Origin of the sequence: Pseudoalteromonas sp. MB47 (genome assembly GCF_011319765.1) — a bacterium.
GTDB classification, from domain to species: Bacteria; Pseudomonadota; Gammaproteobacteria; order Enterobacterales; family Alteromonadaceae; genus Pseudoalteromonas; species Pseudoalteromonas simplex.
The window spans coordinates 280,304-301,312 of the sequence record NZ_VFBD01000008.1 but is presented as its reverse complement, the minus strand read 5'-3'; the positions used below and the strand labels follow the sequence as shown (position 1 = coordinate 301,312).

15 protein-coding genes are annotated in these 21,009 nt (G+C 42.6%); 6 read left to right on the top strand and 9 right to left on the bottom strand.

What is annotated here, in order from left to right:
- Positions 1–47: 47 nt before the first annotated feature.
- The 3 genes from IMPJCBKJ_RS05400 to fucP form a co-directional block, all read right to left on the bottom strand.
- Positions 48–428: a hypothetical protein gene (locus IMPJCBKJ_RS05400; RefSeq protein ID WP_138599920.1), complete on the bottom strand. Its 381-nt coding sequence runs from the start codon at positions 426–428 to the stop codon at positions 48–50.
- Entirely contained in the window at positions 428–808 is a 381-nt protein-coding gene (locus IMPJCBKJ_RS05395) for a hypothetical protein (protein WP_171041543.1), read from the bottom strand. The genes IMPJCBKJ_RS05400 and IMPJCBKJ_RS05395 overlap by 1 nt, the downstream gene beginning before the upstream one ends.
- Before the next feature lie 150 nt (positions 809–958).
- Positions 959–2,236: an L-fucose:H+ symporter permease gene (gene fucP, locus IMPJCBKJ_RS05390; RefSeq protein WP_138599921.1), complete on the bottom strand. Its 1,278-nt coding sequence runs from the start codon at positions 2,234–2,236 to the stop codon at positions 959–961.
- Positions 2,237–2,391: 155 nt separating this feature from the next.
- Here fucP and IMPJCBKJ_RS05385 point away from each other — a divergent pair, with 155 nt between their 5' ends.
- Positions 2,392–3,522, top strand: a complete 1,131-nt coding sequence (locus tag IMPJCBKJ_RS05385; protein ID WP_166339134.1) for an ROK family transcriptional regulator — start codon at positions 2,392–2,394, stop codon at positions 3,520–3,522.
- 32 nt (positions 3,523–3,554) lie between these two features.
- On the opposite strand, the gene IMPJCBKJ_RS05380 is transcribed toward IMPJCBKJ_RS05385, so the two are convergent.
- Together IMPJCBKJ_RS05380 and IMPJCBKJ_RS05375 are read right to left on the bottom strand one after the other, a co-directional pair.
- Positions 3,555–5,594 (bottom strand): S9 family peptidase, encoded by a 2,040-nt coding sequence (locus tag IMPJCBKJ_RS05380; RefSeq protein WP_054551840.1) that lies wholly within the window; start codon positions 5,592–5,594, stop codon positions 3,555–3,557.
- Between the two features lie 141 nt (positions 5,595–5,735).
- Positions 5,736–6,968, bottom strand: coding sequence for a TMEM143 family protein (locus IMPJCBKJ_RS05375; protein ID WP_166339247.1), 1,233 nt, complete (start codon positions 6,966–6,968; stop codon positions 5,736–5,738).
- Between the two features lie 236 nt (positions 6,969–7,204).
- Here IMPJCBKJ_RS05375 and IMPJCBKJ_RS05370 point away from each other — a divergent pair, with 236 nt between their 5' ends.
- The 3 genes from IMPJCBKJ_RS05370 to IMPJCBKJ_RS05360 all read left to right on the top strand — a co-directional run bounded on the left by IMPJCBKJ_RS05370 (position 7,205) and on the right by IMPJCBKJ_RS05360 (position 10,438).
- Positions 7,205–8,113: a GGDEF domain-containing protein gene (locus IMPJCBKJ_RS05370; protein ID WP_166339132.1), complete on the top strand. Its 909-nt coding sequence runs from the start codon at positions 7,205–7,207 to the stop codon at positions 8,111–8,113.
- Between the two features lie 59 nt (positions 8,114–8,172).
- Entirely contained in the window at positions 8,173–8,757 is a 585-nt protein-coding gene (locus tag IMPJCBKJ_RS05365; RefSeq protein WP_166339130.1) for a VTT domain-containing protein, read from the top strand.
- Between the two features lie 94 nt (positions 8,758–8,851).
- On the top strand, positions 8,852–10,438 hold the full coding sequence (locus IMPJCBKJ_RS05360; RefSeq protein WP_166339128.1) for an L-lactate permease: 1,587 nt from the start codon (positions 8,852–8,854) through the stop codon (positions 10,436–10,438).
- 57 nt (positions 10,439–10,495) lie between these two features.
- Here the strand turns inward: IMPJCBKJ_RS05360 and IMPJCBKJ_RS05355 are convergent, their stop codons facing one another.
- Together IMPJCBKJ_RS05355 and IMPJCBKJ_RS05350 are read right to left on the bottom strand one after the other, a co-directional pair.
- Positions 10,496–12,424, bottom strand: coding sequence for a phytase (locus IMPJCBKJ_RS05355; protein WP_166339126.1), 1,929 nt, complete (start codon positions 12,422–12,424; stop codon positions 10,496–10,498).
- Positions 12,425–12,482: 58 nt separating this feature from the next.
- Complete coding sequence (locus tag IMPJCBKJ_RS05350; protein ID WP_166339124.1) at positions 12,483–14,783, bottom strand: TonB-dependent receptor; 2,301 nt, start codon at positions 14,781–14,783, stop codon at positions 12,483–12,485.
- Positions 14,784–15,067: 284 nt separating this feature from the next.
- Between IMPJCBKJ_RS05350 and IMPJCBKJ_RS05345 the strand changes: the two genes are divergently transcribed.
- Positions 15,068–15,985: a sensor domain-containing diguanylate cyclase gene (locus IMPJCBKJ_RS05345; RefSeq protein WP_138599929.1), complete on the top strand. Its 918-nt coding sequence runs from the start codon at positions 15,068–15,070 to the stop codon at positions 15,983–15,985.
- The gene (locus IMPJCBKJ_RS05340) at positions 15,969–16,967 is read left to right on the top strand and encodes an AraC family transcriptional regulator (protein ID WP_166339122.1); all 999 of its coding nucleotides are present in this window, start codon (positions 15,969–15,971) and stop codon (positions 16,965–16,967) included. The genes IMPJCBKJ_RS05345 and IMPJCBKJ_RS05340 overlap by 17 nt, the downstream gene beginning before the upstream one ends.
- A 36-nt stretch (positions 16,968–17,003) precedes the next feature.
- Here the strand turns inward: IMPJCBKJ_RS05340 and IMPJCBKJ_RS05335 are convergent, their stop codons facing one another.
- Both IMPJCBKJ_RS05335 and IMPJCBKJ_RS05330 read right to left on the bottom strand, forming a co-directional pair.
- Positions 17,004–18,074 carry a cytochrome c peroxidase gene (locus tag IMPJCBKJ_RS05335; RefSeq protein ID WP_166339120.1) on the bottom strand — a complete coding sequence of 357 codons (1,071 nt, stop codon included), beginning with the start codon at positions 18,072–18,074 and terminating at the stop codon, positions 17,004–17,006.
- Positions 18,067–20,718, bottom strand: a complete 2,652-nt coding sequence (locus IMPJCBKJ_RS05330) for a TonB-dependent receptor plug domain-containing protein (RefSeq protein WP_166339118.1) — start codon at positions 20,716–20,718, stop codon at positions 18,067–18,069. Before IMPJCBKJ_RS05330 ends, IMPJCBKJ_RS05335 begins: the two co-directional genes overlap by 8 nt.
- Positions 20,719–21,009: the final 291 nt, after the last annotated feature.

Genomic DNA, 21,009 nt, shown 5'->3' with positions numbered 1-21,009 from the left:
AATGAATATTAATAAAAAGGTATAGGTTTTTAATCGGTGAGTCGGAATTAGTTGTTCTTTTTGCTTCGTGGCGCGCCGAGTAAAATACCGATGTGGCAAACACAGACAGATAAAAACGCACTCAACCCTAATGCACCGCCATAGCCATGTAAGCGCGGCACGAGGTACTCAAACAATAAAGCAAATAGTAATGACGCAATGGCTAATGTAAAAATGCCAAAGCGTTTTGGTGCGCTCATACCGATGAAAGTACCGCCGAAAAATGCCACGCTGTATAGCTCAACATCAACGGGAAATAGACTCAAAATTGCAAATGCAATAATGCTGGTGGCCGCTGATGCGCGAATGCCGTCGAAGCGATTATGATGTGCTAAAAAGTAGGTTGAGTAAGCACCAAATAACGCTGTTATCGCAATAAATATATTCATCAAAAAATCCCTTTTGCAAGCATATAAAGCGCCACACTGGCAAAAGCCACACTACCAAGTCGGCCGCCAAAACCTGCAAATAGATTCATAGTCAAAATATAAAGGCTGGCACCGATCAATGAAATAAGACTTAGCTCCCAATAACTGTTTATTAAACTTGAAGAGCACATGCCAGCAAAGCTACCAGCGTAAATGGCCGCATAAGGGTGTGATTTTAACGTTCTTGAAAAAGGTAAAAACGTACCGATTAAGCCTGTCGCAGCAGCGGCTACAACAATAGGAACACGAAAATATTCGTGTAAGACGAAACAGATAAAGCAGCCAAAAAAGAAACAAATATACTTTATTAAAAAAAACCGAAAGTGCTCAAAGCTACTCATGTTTTTAAGCTTTGCTGTGTAATTTAAGATAAAAAGCTTAAGTGATTTCATACTCACTTATAGGTAGTTAGAAAGATAGTGATTTTCACATTATCTAACCACAAAGTACAATTATAAAAGGCATCTGACTTTGCAAGATGCCTTTAAAAATTATGATTGCTGGTGTCGTGGTGACCTAATGCTGTGGTGCCCATAAAGAGATACGATAAGAAAACATCCAAGTGGTACAACAAACGAAACCGCAGTGTTAAAAGCATCTATGGTTGCGGCTTGGATCAGAGGTAAAAATGCGCCCCCTAAAATTGCCATGACTAAACCAGCTGCACCAACTTTTGCATCTTCACCCAGGCCTTCAAGTGCTGTGCCGTAAATGGTTGGAAACATCAAAGATAGACAGCTTGAAATAGCTACAAGTGCGACTACGCCCATTAAATTAACTTGGGTGGTAACAATAAAACAAAGCACGGCTGCAACTAAAGCCATAAAACGCAGTAATTTAGCGCCGCTAATAAAGCGCATTAGCCATGTCATAATGAAACGAGATACTAAAAACACCAACATCGAATATTGTAAGACTTGGCCGCCGGTAACTTCTGTAGTGTTAAGTGCTTCCATGGTGTAGCCAATGGTGTAGGTCCATACACAGGTTTGCGCACCAACATTAAAAAATTGTGCCAGCACACCAAATCGATAATGCTTGTTTTGATACAAATGTTGAAAGGTCTTTTTAAGTTTACGCGGCTGCGATGTTACTTTTGTTTCTGTTGCAGGAGAGCGGCTAAAGAAGATACATAGCCATAGTAAGATTAAGCAACAGGCCATACCCACATACGGCACCATCACAGCATCGAGCTCTGCACTCACAACGGTTTTTAATTGCGCTTCACTCATCAGGGCACGGCTTGCGCTATCAGCTTGATTTAAGTTCGGTAAGATCAACGTCGCCGCTAAAAACACACCAATATTAGTCCCAACAGGGTTAAATGCTTGCGCGAGGTTAAGTCTGCGGGTTGCTGTTTGCTCGCATCCTAACTGCATGACGTAGGGATTGGCAGAGGTTTCTAAAATAGACAAACCACCAGCAAGAATAAACAAGGCCAATAAAAAGTGGCTATAGAGCATGGTTTGACTAGCAGGGTAAAACAATAAGGCACCACAAGCGGCCATGGCTAAACCCACTAACAGCCCTGTTTTATAATTAAACCGTCTATTGATCATGGCCGCCGGTAAAGCTAAGCAAAAATACGCGCCGTAATAACTAAACTGCACCAGTGCTGATTGCAACGCACTCATAGAAAATGTTTTGCTAAAAACTTTCACTAATGGGTCTGTCATATTGGCCGCAGTACCCCAAGCAGCAAAGCAAATCGTAAGCAGAATAAAAGGCCAAAGCATTTGGCGCGATACAATAGCGGACTGTGTTTGCATAGTTCACCAGGTTAATGTGTTCATATTGTTGTGGCCGACAGTATTCACGACTATAAATAATAAATCAACCTAGTTGATTTATTATTTTGACTGGTAGATAGTACTGCAAACAGGTCTAATAGGCCGCTTATCAAGCTTGTATCAAGAAGGATGTTATGAAGAGCAGTTTATCGCGAGCACCAAGAAGCAATAACGAGCGCGCAATCTTAAGTTTAATTAGGCAACAGCAAAGCATGCCTAAAGCACAAATAGCAAAAGCGTTAGCCTTGTCTGCTCAGGCGGCAACAGTGAATATTAATAAGCTTGAAGAAGATAAGCTGTTGCTTCGTGATGCACCTGTTAAAGGGCGAGTAGGGCAGCCAAGTGTGCCGTTTAGGCTCAACCCAGATGGTGCATTTAGTTTTGGTTTGAAAATCGGGCGACGACGCTTTGACCTGATACTCGTTGACTTACAAAGCACGCAAAGGACGTCTGTATCTGTTGAGGTGCATGAAGCATCGGTTGAAGAGCTTAAATCATTTTTAGAAACACATATCCCAAAGCTAATCAGTCAATTAGAGCCTGAGCTGCGCTCACATGTGTGTGGGCTTGGGGTCGCTATGCCGTTTGATATTTGGCAATGGCAAGCCGCTTCAGGCTCAGCAACCAGTACACTTAGTCAGTGGCAAAACTTTGACTTAAAAGGTTACTTAGAAAGCCAGTTCCAGCTCCCTGTTTATATTAGTAACGACAATAACGCTGCCTGCTGTGCAGAGCTAAGCCTTGGTAACCCTAATAACTACAGCGATTTTTTGTATGTTTATTTGGGGGCTTTTTTAGGTGGGGCTGTGGTGATTAACCATCAGCTTCTCGAAGGTAAAAGTGGTAATGCCGGTGCTATAGGCTCAATGCTAAACACTGATCTTGAACAGTTACTTAGCCAATGTTCATTACTTTCACTGCAAAGCGAGTTTGATAAGCTGCAGTTGGGTATTTCTGTGTATGAGCTGACAGACAGTCAGTTTACAGCGCATAATCGACTCGTTCAGCCTTGGCTTGAAAATGCCGCTGAGGCTATCAGTATTGCCATGCATAACAGTTTAAGTTTATTAGATATGCAAGCTGTGATTATTGATTCGCCGTTACCGAGTAAAGCACTTGAACAGCTCAAGCAGTTATCAATTGCCGCATTTGCACGATTAGATAATCGTGGGTTACGTAGCTGTGATGTGAGCTTAGGTGTGTGCGGAGAAAAAGCGCAGTCGATAGGGTCTGCCCAACTTGCGCTTAGTCATCATTATTTTTAAGAGGAGTGAGCATCTCACTCCTGCTTAATTCATTACTTCTGATATTGTTTGAACCACGCAAGCGTGTATTCAATTTTCGAAATCATACGTGATGGACGACCCGCAATACCATGGGGTGAGCCCGGTACACGAATAAGCACGGTATCTACCTTTTGCAGTTTTAATGCTTGATAGAATTGCTCTGATTCTGAAATTGGCGTACGGCGGTCTTCTTCACCTGTCATGATCAATGATGGCGTGGTGACGTTACCTACTAATGAAAGTGGCGAACGTTTCCAGTAGTGCTCAACATTATCCCAAGGCATGCCAGGGAATTGGTTACGAATTTGACCAATATAGCTGTCGGCTGAAAGCGTTTTACTTAACCAGTTGATCACAGGCTTGGTAATTGCCGCAGCGTTGAAGCGGTTTGTTAAACCAACCGCATAAGCCGTTGCAATACCACCTGCTGAACCACCCGCAATAAATAGGTTATCTTTGTCGATAAAGCCTTTAGCAATCATGGCATCAACTGCTGAGTTGTGGTCAGCAAAGTCTTCTTCTGAACTGTATTTACCATCTAGCAGTAGTGCAAAGTCTTTACCGTAACTTGTTGAGCCACGGTAATTCACATACACAACTACATAACCCTCTGCGGCATAACGTTGTAATTCAGCAGTAAAGCTTGGGCCATAGGCAAGATGTGGGCCGCCATGAATTTCAACCATTAATGGGTATTGTTTGTTTTCATCAAAATCAGGTGGCGTAATGTACCAACCTTGAATAGCTTGGCCATCGAACTGTGACTTAACATTTAGTTCGTGCACTTTACCAAGCTTTTTATGGCCTAACACATCTTCATTTAATGAAGTTAGCGTTTTACTTTTACCCTTGTATAGGTAGCCTAAATCAGCTGGGCGGTATTCACTGCCTGTGGTGTACGCAATAGCGCCATTATTGGCCATGCTGAAACTACCACTGATATACGGACGACCAATTGAAGTGCCCGATACAGTATCAGTTAAGTCAGTGACCTTACCGCGGCTGTTTACTTTAGCGAGCTTACGCTTGCCAAAATCATCGTACTGAATAACAAAGTCGCCATCGCCTGACCACTTATAATCAGCCACTGAGCGGTCTAATTTTTCAGTAATATGCTTGATTGATTTATCGTCTAAATCGAGCATAGATAGTGTTGAGTTAATGTAAGGCACAGGGGCGTTGTCACGCGCAACAAAGGCTAGTTCATCACCGTCTTCAGCGTAACGCGGATTACTCTCACGGCCCGGTAAATCAGTTAGTTGCGTAAGCTCGCCTGATTTTACATTGATTTCATAGAGGTCTGACTCAGTTGTGCGATATTCCCACTCATCATTGCGATCAGCAGAAAAAGCTAGTTTTGTGTTACTTGGATCCCAAGCAAGTGGGCCATAGTGCTGATAATCACCCGATGTTAATTGGCGTGGTGTGCCACCCGAAACCGGAATAACAAAAACGTGACGATATGAAGGCTCTAAAAAGCCTGCGCCATCAGCTTGATAGCGTGCTTTTTCAAACACTCTCACTGGTTTTGACCACTCAGCGCCTTTTGGTTTTTTCGGCAGCTTTACCGATTTAGCGAACGCAGATTTACCTTCAGGAATGCTCATAGTGAAAGCAATTTGTGCAGAGTCATTCGACCACGTTAAGTTTCGTACTGATTTTGGTAGTTGCGTTAATAATGCTTGTTTATCTTGCGCTAACCAATAAACGTGAAGTTGATTCGAACCGCTTGAATTGCTGGTAAAGGCAATTTTCTTGCTATCAGGAGACCAAGTAGGTTGGCTGTAGTTATGCTCATCTGAAAACAGCGGTGTGTGTTGACCTGACTTTAAATCGTACAGCCAAAAACTACGCTTGTTACCATCTTTCATGATGTCGTAGCCGCTGCGCACATAAACGATTTTTTTACCGTCAGGGCTTATTTGTGGGTCGCCTGCGTATTCAAGTTGAAAAATATCTTCAGAGACAAACTTGTCGTTAGCATATACTTGAGCCGTCGTTGCTGCGCACAGCAAACTTGCTCCAATAAGAATTGTTTTTTTTAATTGCATGGAATGGTCTTTTTTTAGCCGTAAAATTTTATCCTAAAAGCAGAGCATTCGCTGCGCAAGCACATTGAGATAAAGTTGCATTTACCCCAGTTGAATTGACTCGAAGTTAATGTGTACTTGCTAGTACCTGGTTTTAAAGGCTTAGGCAAACTTAAAATAGTCATCCCAACGACTATCTAAGCGCTGTTTGGCCTTATCTAAATCAACCGCTGTATAAACGTTATTTTGTTGATGAACCAGCTCAAGCCTTACTAGCTTGTCTAAAGCATCATCAATTTCAAAGTCAAGCTGGCAATGATGCTGCGCGTTAAACCACTGTTCAATTTGACTATCTAATTGCTGTGCAGTCATCGCTGATTCGCTTTTTAGTAAAAAGGTGTAGGCAAGTAGCGCTTCTTTAACATCTTCTTCTTCAGCTGCATCGACTAGGGTATGAAAAACCCCGGCGTTGTTATCGAGGTTTTTAAAATACAAGTTGTCGGCTAATGCTTTCATAAAACGAATTTTACGGTTTTTAAACTTGCTCCATTCTTTAAAAATAAAGCTGCCAAATACCCCCATGCCGATTGCAAAGGTAATAAAGTGTTGCTGACTCATATGCACTTCTTCACTGCGCCAACCACCCCAAAAGGCAATCATAGCAATCAGGAGTAAAATTGACGCACCTAATTTTGTTACCAACACCACAGCTCCACCAATCAGTGCTGATGAACCAATAATCAGTTTATCTATTGGACGCATTTTTACTTCGCTATTCGGAAACAGCATTTCTAAATCGGCTTTTGGCACATTCTGGAATAATTTGACGATGGTTGAGTTTGGCTCAAAGCCTACCGGCATTTTGCCTTTTTCTAAAAAGTACTGCTCGTCTTTAAAGCGGATGAATATGGCAACGCGGTCATAGTTAGTAAACTGAATCTGCTTTTTCTTAAGCCCCCAAAAACTGCGTAGCGTCTCGGTTTTTTGCGATTCGCCGCGACGGTAAAAGACCACTTCTGCAAAGTCATCAAACTCAACGGCTAAACGTACTTTAAATAAAGACTCTTCATTCAGTGCATCTTGTAAGTCTTGATTGGTAATGGTTTCAAAATTGGCAGCATTGAGTACTTTGGCAAACTCTTTTGCAAAGGCAGATTGGTAGCTGGCACGTTGCTCGTTGGTAATCGGTGTTAGGGTGCGGGTGTCGCTATTTGGGTCAAATGGCGCATAGTTGTTTTTTAAAGACTCCAGCAGCTCGTGATATTGATAATGAGTCACGCTTTGCAAAAGAGTAGCAAACTCCATAAACGAAGCTGATTGCGGCTCACCCAAGTAAGCTTGGCAAAGATTTATGATGTCGTGTTTTCGAAAAGGGATGAATCGCGCGTTGCTCATAGATTTGTGTAATGTCATTAAAACTGGCTGGGATAATAAAAAAATAACGACAAAATTGCGACCGTTAGTGGCAAATGGCATGAACTTAGACTTTTTTACTGACTAAAACGGCTTATGTTTAGAATATTTACTCCAGTAAAAACGCTGGTTTTTCCCCTTTATAGTGGCTTTATCATGCACTTTTAAATTTGCTTTGCTAATGTTTAATTCATTGCAGCAAGTTGTCGTGATTAATTATGAATAAGCAAGCACCCCCTCCAGAAGTAAAGGCTGAGTTAAATTCAGTACCTCTTGTAGTAAAGCAATTCTTTATTAGCTTTTTTGTTGTCGTTTTATTGATGATAGTCGTGACTTATTTGTATAACTTTAATCGGCTTGAAAGTGATGTTTACTTAAATGGTGTGCTCAGTGATGCTATTAATTTGCTCATTTTGATTTGTATTTTTGCGTTTGTGCAAACTTCGGTGGTTGCTAAGCGCAGTTACTTATTTTTAAGTGTGGGTATCTTCCTTTGGAGCGTCGGACTTACATTTGATTTTTTAGATGAGCTGGTGTTCCAACCAATCTGGGTCGGCATTTATATCGAAGATATTACCCGCACCTTAGGGATGCTTATCACTGGGTTTGGTCTTTATTTAGCGCTTACTGATTTAGCTAAAACCCGAGAGCAGCTCGAAGAAGAGCTAAAAACCGATGTATTAACAAAGGCGTACAATCGTCGTTATTTTTACCATTATGTGCAGCAAAACCAAAGTAAACCACATAGTTTAGTGATCGCCGATATTGATCATTTTAAGGCGATTAATGATGAATATGGCCATGAAGTAGGCGATCAGGTATTGATAGACTTTGTTTATCAGTGTCACCAAGCATTAGGAGAAGACGTTCTATTTGCGCGAATTGGTGGTGAGGAGTTTGCAATGTATGTTGCCACAGATGATGCAGATGAATTACATGCTACCTGCGAGCAACTGCTGAGCCTGGCCAGTAATGTGATGGTGACACCGAGTAAAACGCTCAGCGTGAGTGTTGGTTCAGCGATCAAACGTGCTACTGAGACCTTTAGTAGTACCTTGAAACGTGCTGATCAAGCGCTTTATTTGGCTAAAAATCAGGGTCGTAGTCGCTATGTTCATAAACCGTAAGGGACGGTTAAGACTTTTTGTTGTAACCTAAAATGCAACAAAACGATTAAGGATGAATAATGGCGATTGCAAAAAAGCTTAAGCAAAAAACACGGCAGTTTATTGACTCAAAACATATGCTTAAATCGATTACGGTGGCATCATTTTTAGAGTCAACCATAGTGCCTATTCCTCTTGAAGCTGTGCTTATTCCGTTAATGCAAGCCCGCCGTGAAAAGCTTTGGTTAATTGCCTTAATGGCGACCATAGGTTGTATAATCGGTGCTATTTTTGGCTATGCCCTTGGCTATTATCTATTTGATGTAGTGGGCGATTGGGTGATTAATACCTTCTCAAACCCTGAGCAATTCGAGCAAGTTAAGCAAAAAATGCAGGCACAAGGCTTTTGGTTTGTATTGACGCTCGGTATTGTGCCCATCCCATTTCAAATTGCCATGCTTGCCGCTGGGGCTACTAAGTATTCGATTTTTCTATTTTTACTGGCAACGGTCATTGCGCGTTCAATTCGCTACTTTGCTCTTGCTGTCGTTGTTTATTACGCGGGTAATCAGGCTGAGCGAATTATTCAAAAGCACAAAACCAAAGCCTTAGTGGCTATTTCTGTGTTAGTACTGTTACTTTGGTGGCTCAGTACACTCATTTAATACACTCATTTAACAAATAAAAAATACTGATTAGGGTTATCCTGTCTATACTTTGAATTAAGGAAAGCGCTCAATAAAAACAACAGGATGACCCATGAATACCCTAGTGGCTGCACTGCCTATTTTGGTGCTGATCTGGATGATGGTAAAAAGCAGCCCCATCGCCTCTTATATTGCCTTACCCATAACAGCGCTACTCGCTGCTTTACTGCAACTGTTTTACTTTCAAGCTGATTTAAGGCTGTTGCTTGCTAATTCGTTTGCTGGTGTATTGTCTGTTATGACGCCTATTTCGATTATTGCTGGGGCTATTTTACTTAACCGCATGTTGGCAATATCAGGGGCCGAAACCACGATTAAACACTGGCTCGAATCTATTAGCAGTAATCAAGTTGCACAGTTGATGATCATCGGCTGGGCATTTGCATTTATGCTCGAAGGCGCATCGGGATTTGGCACGCCAGCGGCCATCGCTGCGCCTATTTTGGTCGGGCTTGGTTTCTCGCCTTTTAAAGTGATTATTTTCACTCTTATTTTAAACTCGATCCCCGTATCTTTTGGTGCAGTTGGCACACCAACATGGTTTGGCTTTTCAGCGCTACAATTAGATGATGGGCAAGTGCTGGCTATTTCAAGGTGGACGGCGCTTTGTCATGTGATTGCTGCTTTGGTTATTCCTATGATTGCGCTGTGTCTTGTTTTACCACTAAAAAAGGTGCGTCAAAATAGCGTATTCATTTATTTAAGTGTGTTTTCATGTGTTTTGCCTTATTGGTTGTTTGCCCAGTGGAACTATGAATTTCCATCACTGATAGGTGGCGCAGTGGGTCTATTAGTCACTATCTATTTAGCCAATAAAGGAGTGGGGTTAGATAAGTCAGCTGTAAATGCACAAAGCACGAAAGGCAAAGCTGAGTTCACACCCAAAGCGCTATTTTTAGCATTATTCCCGTTATTACTTTTGATTGTTGTGCTGGTGATAACCCGTATTCATCAGTTGGGCATTAAAGCATTGCTTAACGACGAAACGCTCTGGCTGAGTATTCATTTGGGCTTTGCACAATTTGAATTAAGCAAAGCACTGATCTTATCTTTACATGAGATATTTGCCACCTCAGTGGGGTGGTCGTATAAAACCTTGTTTGTACCAGCCTTGATCCCGTTTGTATTGGTGGTGCTGATCTGCGTGCCGTTACTTAAAATGAGCAAGCCACAAGTAAAGCAAATGTGCTCCGACACCTTAGGCCGTATTGCTATGCCATGTATCGCTTTAATCGGGGCGCTGGTGATGGTGAATGTTTTAATGCAAGGCGGCCATAATGCGCCCATATTTTATATGGCGAGTACCTTTGCTGATTTAAGCGGGGAGCACTGGGTGTTATTTGCCTCGTACTTGGGGGCACTCGGCACTTTCTTTTCAGGCTCTGCAACCGTATCTAATCTTACCTTTGGCGGTATTCAATATGGTATTGCACAGCAAGTGGGCTTGTCAGAAACCTTAGTGCTTGCGCTACAATCAATAGGGGCGGCGATGGGGAATATGATCTGCATTAGCAATATTATTGCTGTAGCCAGTATTGTTGGAGTGAATAATCAAGAAGGGCCTGTGCTTAAGAAAACCTTTTTGCCTATGCTAATTTACGGTGCAATAGTTGGGTGTTTTAGTTATCTATTTTACTGATTAAACATGTTCAGATAAAAAAGGTGCCCAGATAAACCGAGCACCTTACAGAGTAACTTATTGAATAGCTTTTTTTACCTCGCGCCAGTCAATAATCTTAAAGTTTTGCGGTGCCTGTGGCATACGGTTGTAACCATCTTGCACAATTAGCACCCCTTCAGGGTAGCCCGGTAGTGCAGCCGGTGTGACCGTTAGGCCATCGGTTTCTGATACGCCATCTATTGCTAACTCTAGGTTATTACTGATTGCAAATTTGCCCGCAAACGCTAGGCTAGGGGTAGTGCCATCGATAATTTTATAGAGCACATAGCTGTAATCACCTTGGCTAGAAACCACTAAATAGCGGGCATCTTTTGCGTGGTAGATTTCCATGCCTTCTACATCATCAACCAACAGATCGTTCACGGTTTGCAGCATTACAGGTTTATTTCCAGCTGTTGGCTCAGCGCCAATAAACCAAATACCTTCGTCTTCTTCACCTAAAAATAGCTGTGCGGTTTTATCATCAGCACTGCAACCTTCTGGTTGGCTTGGAACACTAAACTCGCGCACTAGTTGTGCTGATACGCTCTCATTATCACCTGTTAGTTTGTATTGCTGAAATAGGCCTGATTTGTCATTCATAAACACATAGTTGCCTGTGTTTGATGAGTACATACACATACCGTAAATTTCGTTTAGAGTCGTTGGCAGCTCAGCAAGATGTTGCACCTGATTGTGAGTATCGACGCTATAAACACTGATGCTGTTATGAGTACGGTTACTACCTGCAATCCAGGTATTCGTTGCGTTGTTGATACTTGCATGTTGGCGCACATCAACATTATTTAAACGGCCTGTTTCTAGCGCTTGTAGCTCTTTGCCTGCAAGGTCATACACCATTAAACCGCGGCGTTTATCAGTACCTAAGATCAAGCTTTTAGCTGCATTATTAGGGTTTACCCAAATTGCAGGGTCATCGGCGGCATCACCAAAAGCACGTACTGCATCGGTTTGCGCTTGTGCATTGATGTAAGTAACAGCCGCTGTTTTAGCGCTAGTGTGTTGTTTAGCCTGCCCATTTATTTGACCTTTTACATAATGACCTGATTCATCATCGTATAACACGATGTCAGCTTGATTATGGTTAAAGCGCACTGCGGCAGATTCAATCGCCAGTTCTCCTGCAAATTGCCAGCTACTAAAACGCTTTGTGTTATTTTCGTAGCGATGTAATTGGTTATCTTCAGAGGTGGTAAACCATAAGCTGCCATCTTCTGTTGTGCTTAAACCGCCAACTTCAGGCGCTAAGCTGCCAAATGGCGACATCATAGCAAGGGGCTTTTTATCGGCGCGTGATTCAGCGTCGGCGTTAATTTGCCAAATGCCTAGCTCGCCTTCACTTAAATAAAGAGTTTTACTGTTATCATCAACCGCACAGCCTGATGTTTCACTTACGCCAGCAAACTCACGTAATTCAAAGTTTAACGCGCGTTTGTTTGCCATATCAAACACCAGTGTTTCGCGGATAAGACCACGAGCGTCTGCCACAAATGCCGACACGGCTTGAGTGGTCGGGTTGGCAAATAAGCACACCGCCTCAGGTTTTGCTTTTGGTGGGCTGATACGGCTAATTTCAGTTAGCTGCCATTTAGCTGCTTTTTGTAAGCTAAAAATCACCGCTTGGTCGGCTTCGTTGTCGATGCTGGCAACAAGGTAACTGTTTTTGTCGATCGCCTTAACAGATAGCGCTTCGAAGTTACCTTTTTGTAATGCGTGCTGTTTACCTGTGACATCAATAAGTTGTAGGCCTTGGCTTTGTGAGCTTAATAGCCAAGCGTCATCAGCAAGGGCTGCTGCTTGTGAGCCTTGCATATTTTCAGTTGTGCCAAAGGCTGTTAATTGGTTTTTACTTGGTGCCTCAGTTGCCGTTGTTTGGCTACACGCTGCTAGGGTGCTTAGCATCACTGCACTGGCAACAAGATTAAGTGGTTTTTTAAAATTCATGGGATCCCCAAATATACAACAAGGCAGCAATGCGCTGCCTTAATAACTATTATGTGTATTAAAACGCGTAGCGCAGCATTAACTGGATAACAGGGCCTGCTTCTTCAGACTCCAGTTCGTACTCGTCAAAATCGCGGTTGATTTGGTCATCAACCGTGTCGAACTTGTTGAAGGTTTCGTCTTTGCTTGCATCAAGTAGGTTTGAGCCCACTAAACGAAGCGTGACGTCTTGCCAGCGTTTTTCTACGAATACTTCAAGGTCTGCGCCGTAGTGTGTGGTTACTTCTTCACCCACGATACGACCATAAGCATCACCTTGTTTACGGTAAGTTGCACCGAACGAAGCGCCTAAATCAGGTAGGTCTTGAATAAAACCAACGTTAAACACGTAGTCTGATTGGTCGTTGAATTTACGGCTACCGAAAGTGTCATCTACTTCTGAATCAAGCCATGAGTAGTTAAAGAATACCCCTGTGTTTGGCATGCTAATAGCGCTTAGCGGCGTTGATAAATCAAGCTCGATACCTTTTACGTTGCCATCACCGGTGTTACGCGGTTGCAAAATGTAAGTACCATCACCTTCTGAGCCTTGTTGGCCTGTATTGGCTATTTCGATAAGGTCAGTGACATCGCGATAGAACACATTAATACCCACGACGCCGCTTTTACCTAAGCGATATTCATAGCCTAAGTCCATACCCCACGATGATTCTGGTTGTAGGTCTGGGTTACCTAAAAAGTCGTTATCGCCTAGCTCTTTTTCAAGTAGAGCAGGGGTGATGTAATCAAAGTCAGGGCGACGTAAGCTACGTGCAACCGATGCACTAACACGGCCATTTTCAGAGACGTTGTAGCGTAAATGTGCCGATGGTAAGAAGAAGTCATAATCGTTTTTAGCGCTTACACCTTCTACTTTGTCAGTAATGGTTGAATCAGTTGTTTCGTAGCGCACACCTAACTCCCACGAGAAGTCTTGGTCTTCGTGCTTAACTAATGCAAATACATCTATGCGGTTTTCTTCGAGTTTATTGACACCACCAGCGGCTGCTTCAAACTCGTTATTAAAGCCTGCCAGTGACAGTGGTGTTTTGTTGAACTGATCCCAGCTAGTAAAGCTTTGTTCGCTTTCACCTTCGGCTTGATAAACAGCAGTATCGCGCTCTTTACCTTGTACAAAGGCACCGAATTGAATCGTTTTGTTCTCGCCTGCAAATAAGCTATGTTGCCATTGTAATGACCATTCTTTGTCATCCAGGTCTACGGTTTCTTCTTCTTCCTCAAACACCATAGGTAGCTCAGAGGTATCGATTTCTACTTCTTGCTCGTAAACAGACTCTTCAAAGCTTGCAAAACCAAGCTTAAATTTACTGGTGCCACCAAAAAGGGGTAGCTCATAACCCGAGTTGATGTTGTAGTTGGTTTGATCGATGAAAGATACATTGGCGTTGTCGGTCTCAAGGTTACCGCCTTCAACAATTGAGTTATTGATTGCTGTTGGATCGTCATATTCGAATGAACGCTCATCTTCAGTACGGTCGGTATCAACCCAAATCGCGCTGATATCGAACTTGCTGCCGTCATCAAAAGCTATTTCGTAGCTGGCGTTTAGCGAGGTGTCGTCACCGTCACGGGTGTCTGATTGATCTTCACGGTTATCGAATTCTTCGGTTTTGTAATTGGCGTTATTCTCTGGGCTGTCGCCATAGCGTAGGCTTGATTTTTGTTTTGGGTTATAACGGCCTTGTAAGTTCGCACCAAGTAGTAAACGGCCGCCAGCAAACTCAGTGCCGTAAACACCTGCAAAGCTTTCTTTTAATTCGCCATCGTCATAACGCAGGCCACCTGCACGCAAGTAACCACCATCTAGGCTGTACCCGTCACGTAATACAATGTTCAGCGTACCGGCAATGGCATCGGCAGAGCGGTTTGCACTTGGAGCACGAATAATTTCTACACGCTCAATTAGCTCAGCAGGAATACGGTCAACAAAGAATGAGCGGTCAGCACCTGCACCAGGGACTTCTTCACCGTTAATAAGTACCTTTGTGTAAGCCGGGCTTAAGCCACGCATACGTGCGCCATCAGACTCTAAAACATCCGATAAAAACGTCACACTCGGTACACGTTTTAATGCATCACCGGCAGTCAGCGGTTCAAAACGTTGAAAGTATTCTTGTGAGTATTCAAGCGTCGGTGCCAGCTCTTGTGAGCGGTTGCGATAGCCGATTTCGCCATATACAACAAGCTCTTCAGAGACTTTTACTTTTTTCTCATCGCTGCTTTGTTCGTCTTGTGCGTAAGCGGCAAATTGGCATAAGGCGAGGGCGCTTACTAACGCCTTCGTTTTAAATTGTTTCATGGGTTTGCTCCTGGTTGTCCTTGGTTTGGTGAGCAAAGTACGCAGCTTAAATGACGCAAATGTGACAGAAAATCGCTAACAGCCAGTAAAAACAAGTGATTAGCGGGTTTTAAAAGTGCTTTTGAGCTGCAATAACCCCATCTTTTTAAGGTAAATACAGTGCTTAAGGGGTTTAACAAGGTATGACTGTCGTTTTGCTGTCACATCATTGAGCTAATATGACCCTGCTGCTTTAAGCGCTAACGAGTTAGCATGGCTGCGTGAATTATTGTTAGGTACTGAGAATGCGATATAACCCTTTTACTCATCATCGTTTTTTAACCAATGCCGTTATTGCTTTGTTTGTGATTGCGTTTTTGCTAAGCGCACAAGCAGGAGAGTTAAAGCCTTTTGCCGATATTGCTTGGTTAGATATTTTAGGCGAGGGTGGCATTGTGCTAATGACCCTGACTTGGATAGCTGCGCTACTTATTTCGAGGCCGCCCGGCAAAGTCACCAGCTTTTTAGTGCTTGGGCTAGGGCTTTTTATGTTTTCAGCTTCCCTTGATTTATTTGATGAGTGGTTACATCAACCAACCAATACGTGGCTTACTTGGATTGAATCATTGCCTGCGCCGATAGGCATGATTTTCACAAGCCTTGGGCTGTATCAGTGGCACCAAGAGCAATACGTGCTTAACAGGCAACTAAAACGCCGTGAAGCTCAGCATCGTGAGCATGAATTAGTATGCTCAATAACAGGGCTGTATAAGGCTGATTACTTACAAGCTGTGTTAAAAGAGCAATTAAGTGAGCCACAGCCTCTGCAACTGGCCGCTATTGATATTCGTGGTTTTGCTGATTTTAACGCTGAATTTGGCTTTATCGAAGGCGACCGCTTACTAGGTGAAGTAAGCGAGCTTTTATTGATGAATTGTCGCCTTAGCGATGTGGTGTGCCGCTATGCAGGAGACTGCTTTATGGTGCTAATGCCAAACACCAGCGCAGTACAAGCGAAAGAGCTGGTGGCGCAAATTACCTCGGCGCTGAGCCATTGTGCATTTAAGGTCGAAGGCGAAAAACACGCTAAGTTTCAAGATGTAACAGCGGCCTTAGTGGGCAGTATGCATGGCGATACACCACAAAGTTTAAGCTCGCGTTTACACGCTAAGTTACAACAACAAAAACAACAAAGAGTCAGCCATTGTGAAGCCGTATCTTAATCAAGATGACAAATACCTCACCGCACAGGGACTGATCACCACGCTGGTGGAGCTGGCCTTAAGTCGCGGCATTGCACTGCATAAGTTACTCAGAGGCACAGGGGTGTTTGAGCAAGACTTAATGAGTGTGCAGCATCAGTTTAGTATTTCGCAGCAAGTACGCTTATTGACGCAGTTTAAGCAGTTGATGAAATCCGCCGACAGTGGCTTTTTATTAGGCAGTCAACTAGCAAACGATACCTCTGTTGCCGCCCAAGGCGTGTTACATGCAGCGCATATCGGCCAAGCTTTAAAGCAGTTACACAATTTACGCATGCAACTAGCCCCTTTGTTATTTAGTTACAGTTATGTACATAACGAGCAGTATTACATTGTGCTGCAAAATGCAGTGGGCTTGGATGATGAAATAAGCCAGTACGTTATGGAAATTTACAGCGCCGCGTTTTACCAAGTTCTTAAAAAAGTGGCGGGTGAGCGAGTCCCTTGTCAGTTTGAGTTTGCCTGTAAACGCGCCAGACATAGCCAAGAATACGAGCAGCATTTGGGCCTTAAAGTTGCTTTTGAAAAGCCTATAACCCGCTGGGTATTAAATAAACACGCGCTTAGGCTTACTAACCCCGCGTTTAGTAGTTTTAGGTTCTCACAAATTAACTCGCAGCTAGCGGCATTAGATTCAGCAAATAGCACTTTTGTGGAAGCCGTAAGCCGATTAATTTATCAAAATCCGGCGTTAAATTTAGACCAAGTCGCCAGCCAATTTGCTATGAGCCCTGCAACTTTCAAGCGCAAACTAAAAGCTCATGGCGTACGTTTTTCTACCTTGTATGATGAGCAAAGTAAGCGCAAAGCGATTTACCTACTTGCCATGCGCGAACAATGCAATGAGCAAGTCGCCATGCGCTTATCATTTTATGATATTGCTAATTTCAGACGAGCATTTAAACGCTGGACCGGGCTTACGCCAAGTCAATTAAAGGGGTAAGAAAGCCCGCTCTTATCGCTAAGAGCGAGCGTGCAGTTAAAGGGTTTCTAAAAATGCGATAAGCGCATTTTTTTCATCTTTACTAAGTGCTAACTTATGCAGTAACTCTGTTGTTTGTGGGTAGTTTGGATCATCTTTAAATTTTTTGCTCGGTTTTGGCCTTGCTCCACCTGCATTATAAAAGTTGACTATCCCCAGCAAACTTTGAAAGCCACCATGGTGCATCCAAGGTGTACTTTGTTGTAACGCTAAAAGAGAAGGGGTTCTAAACTTGCCTATATCAGCTGGGTCTTGGGTGGCATCAAAACGTCCTAAATCTTGAAGTTTTCGACCATAAAAATGCAGCCCCGTAATATGAAATTCATTGTCGCTGAGTAAAGCACCTTCATGGCAAGTCATACACCTTGCTTTGGTTCTAAAAAGATGCAAGCCTTCAAGTTGTTGATCGTTTAAAAGTGCAACCGCTTCACTAGGACTCGTTTGCGCTTTATCGATAAAGCGCGTGAATAATGATTCTGGAATATCAAAGGTACGTTCAAAGGCAACAAGCGCAAGAGCCAATAGTTCTTTGTTTAGTGCTTCTTTGCCAAAGGCATTGAATATTGGGCTTTTATAGTCCTCAGCACTGTTTACTTTGTTAATCACAAGATCAACGGAAGTGCCCATTTCTATCGGGTTTTCAATTGGCATTAATGCCTGCTCTGTCGCAGTTTTAGCCCTGCCATCCCAAAAGAAACTTTGCCAATGGTCAACACCAATAATGGCTTGGGTGTTTCGTGTGCCGACTTGACCGTCAATGCCGACAGCTAACTTTCGCCTGTCTGAAAACGCTAAACGAGACTCATGACAACTTGCACAGCTTACCGTGTTATCTCGTGACAAGCGGGTATCGTTAAATAGCTTTTTACCTAATGCGATGATCTCATCACTTTGCTTAATCGGCTTGGCTTCTAAAGGTTTGAGCGGTGCAGCTGGCACATCTTTACTGCTAATAATCGCAGGCCACTCATGCTGTGGCTTTGCGTATAACTTGCGTAATGATTGCTCTTGTGTGAAGGCGCTCGTTGTAAAAATGCCGCAAGTTAAGAGAAATAACCATTTATTCATAGTTATAAGATACCCCTAACCAAAACATTCTACCTGGTTCAATACCTGAATTTCCTTCTGTAATAGCGTGACTTCTGGCATTAAATAAGTTGCTGATATCAAGGCGAACTTCAAGAGATTGAGATTGACTAACTTGATACTCCCAACGGCTACTTAAGGCAAACATAATGCGAGCGTCAAAGGTATGTGCTTCGTACTTTGGCACAAATATTTCAACTGCTTCACACGTAGTACACTCACTACCAATACCAATTCGTTGATCGCTACTAGACTTAATTGCAGTTGTGTAACTGCCGCTGTAGGTTGCTGTTAAACCTGTTGAAAACGTATCAGTCCAATCTGTATTCCAACCAAAGTTAGCAGTTACTGGGCGACCAAAATTCGCTTTAAGGGTATCTAACTCAGATAAGCTCATGAGCTCACCCTCATAGTAAACCAGCGACTCAATAGGGGTGTTGTCGGGTGTTGCAGTGTAGTCAATATTGCTTTCACTATTTTGGCTATAAGATGCATTGGCCCATATTGAATGGTCGCCAAATTTTGCATCCCAAGACAGCGAGTATCGCTCGCTTTCGCCAGTACCATTATTATAAATAGTAATATACTGATAACCGTCGTTTTTTAGGTTGGTTTCTTCATTTCTGGATAACTGGTCTTTTTTGTCGCGATGTACGTATTTCACTGCAAAGTTACCGAAACTCTCGGTAGCATGGCGAAGACCTAACGCAATTTCATCATCGTAGGGGCTTTTCACATCGTCATAAATATAACGAAAGTTACCTGTGTAAGAAGAAGGAAGCCAAGCTTGTAAGTAGCCACTTTGAATAGGGCGGTACTCACGATAAGCGAACTTTTGTTGCTCTTTAATTTTATAACCGAGTAGGCCTGCATCGTAATAACGGTTCAAACCCGCAGTCAGTAGTGTATTACCATCGTTAAATACGTCATAACCCATTGAGAAGCGTGGCGCGATATTGTGATTTTTGAAAAAATCATCGTAGTCGTATCTAACACCAAAGTGAAAATCAAACTGCTTCCAAGTGATGACATCGGTTGCATACAGTGCTGCTTTATTTAAGCTTACATCGATATATTCACTTGGTGTGACAAGACGAGAGTTAAAATACTGAGCAGTTGTCGCTACGTTATTCGAGTAGGCAAGTAAGTGCTCTGGATTATTAAAATCGATACTGCCGCCTAATTGCTCGGCAAGGGTATCTAAATCAACATAAAAACTTTGTTCAACACAATCAAGAGTATAGCCACTACAGTTTAGTTGTGCGTTAGTTGATGAGTATTGAATTGGTGAGTCATACTTATAATAGTTCTGTTGGCGAGTTCGCTCATAATTTTGATGGTTGAGTTCAGCACCCACGCGAATTGCATGTTCGGTATTGCCCCACTTTTTACGCTCAAGTGTTAGGGTGTTTCGCCAATTAAAGGTGGTTTGCGTGTTATCAAGGTTGCCATAGCCGCCGTACTCTGAAACAGGAATTGAGTCGACGTTTTGATCGGCTAATTGACCCCACTCTTTGCCTTTAGCTTGAAGCCAAGTATAAAAATGCGCAGGTCCTGTACGGTTGTTATCACTTTGACTCATATTAAATTTGCTGCTGAAGTGACCAAAGCGTGTTTCTTCAGCTAAATTCGCAGTAAAGCCAAAACTTCCCCCTTCAACTTGATAGTCACTATTGAGCACGTCTTTTAAGTACGAGTCTGAAGTATAAGGGGCATACATAACGCTTAAATCGAGTGAATCAACCCAGCCATCGCGATAGCTGTATTTCAGTAAGGCATTGATGTTTTCTCTACTTTCGACCTTCTGTGCCGAGAGTGAAATATCCGAAATATCACTTTTTAAATAGCTCACGCTCATTAGTAAAGCATGTTGTTCATTTAACTTTTTTTGGATTGAAAAATCGATATTAGTTTTTTCATAGATTGGTGGCTCAAGGTCGTCTTTGCCCTCTGCGGTGTCATCAGGCTCATCGTTATCGATTATATGGTACTCCCCCCAATCACTGCGGTTACCACGAATACCAAAGCTCACACGAGTATCTGTAGAAAAAGGTGAAATCGTTTCGGCATCGACCACGCCACCAGAAAAGTCACCAAAGTCTGCTGGAATGTTATGGTCGTAAACAGTAATCGACTCAACAATTTGACTGTTAATGTTCATGCTCTGCACACCGCCTGATACCTCATTTTCAGAGGCGCCAATGCGGCTCGCGCTGGCAGGATCAAGACGATTGTTATAATTCATGCCATCAATCATAAAGCCTGTTTGCCAAGGCTTTGCACCCGAGATACTTATTTCTGGGGCGCTAATTTCAGCAAGGTTATCAATTGAGTAGTAGTCTTCACTTAATTGCACGCCCGGCAGTAAGGCAATTAATTCATTAATATCACCATTACCTTTGGGGGTTGCTTCGATAAAGTTTCTATCTAAATAGGCACGACCTATCACCTCAGGTACTTCAATTCCGATGTATTGCCCTTTAACAGTAATGCGCTCTATCTCTTTGCATTGCTTATTGTTCTTATCGTTACATTGAGGATCTGTTGTTTGTTGCTTTACTTCATTAGCGTGTAAAGGGGCATTAAGTAAAAGCATCAAACACGCTGATAAGTAGCGCATTTGCATGGTAAAACTCCTGAAATAGTACCAATTAGATTAAAGAGAAGGCCGCTTAAGAGCTGGCAATAGTTAATTACCTTTATTAAATTAGTTGCTTCATTTATTGCGTATTTTGCATAAAGGTAAGGGTAGGTGATTGTACCAATTAAAAATGCGAATAGAAATAGATCTCAATTGTATTTTGTGGTTTTTTAACTTTTTAAGGAATATTAAATTCCTTTAATTTGGTATACTTTAATTTTTTGGGTTTTTAACATGGTGGGCGAGGCATAGCTGCCTCGCCGTATTATGAATGGG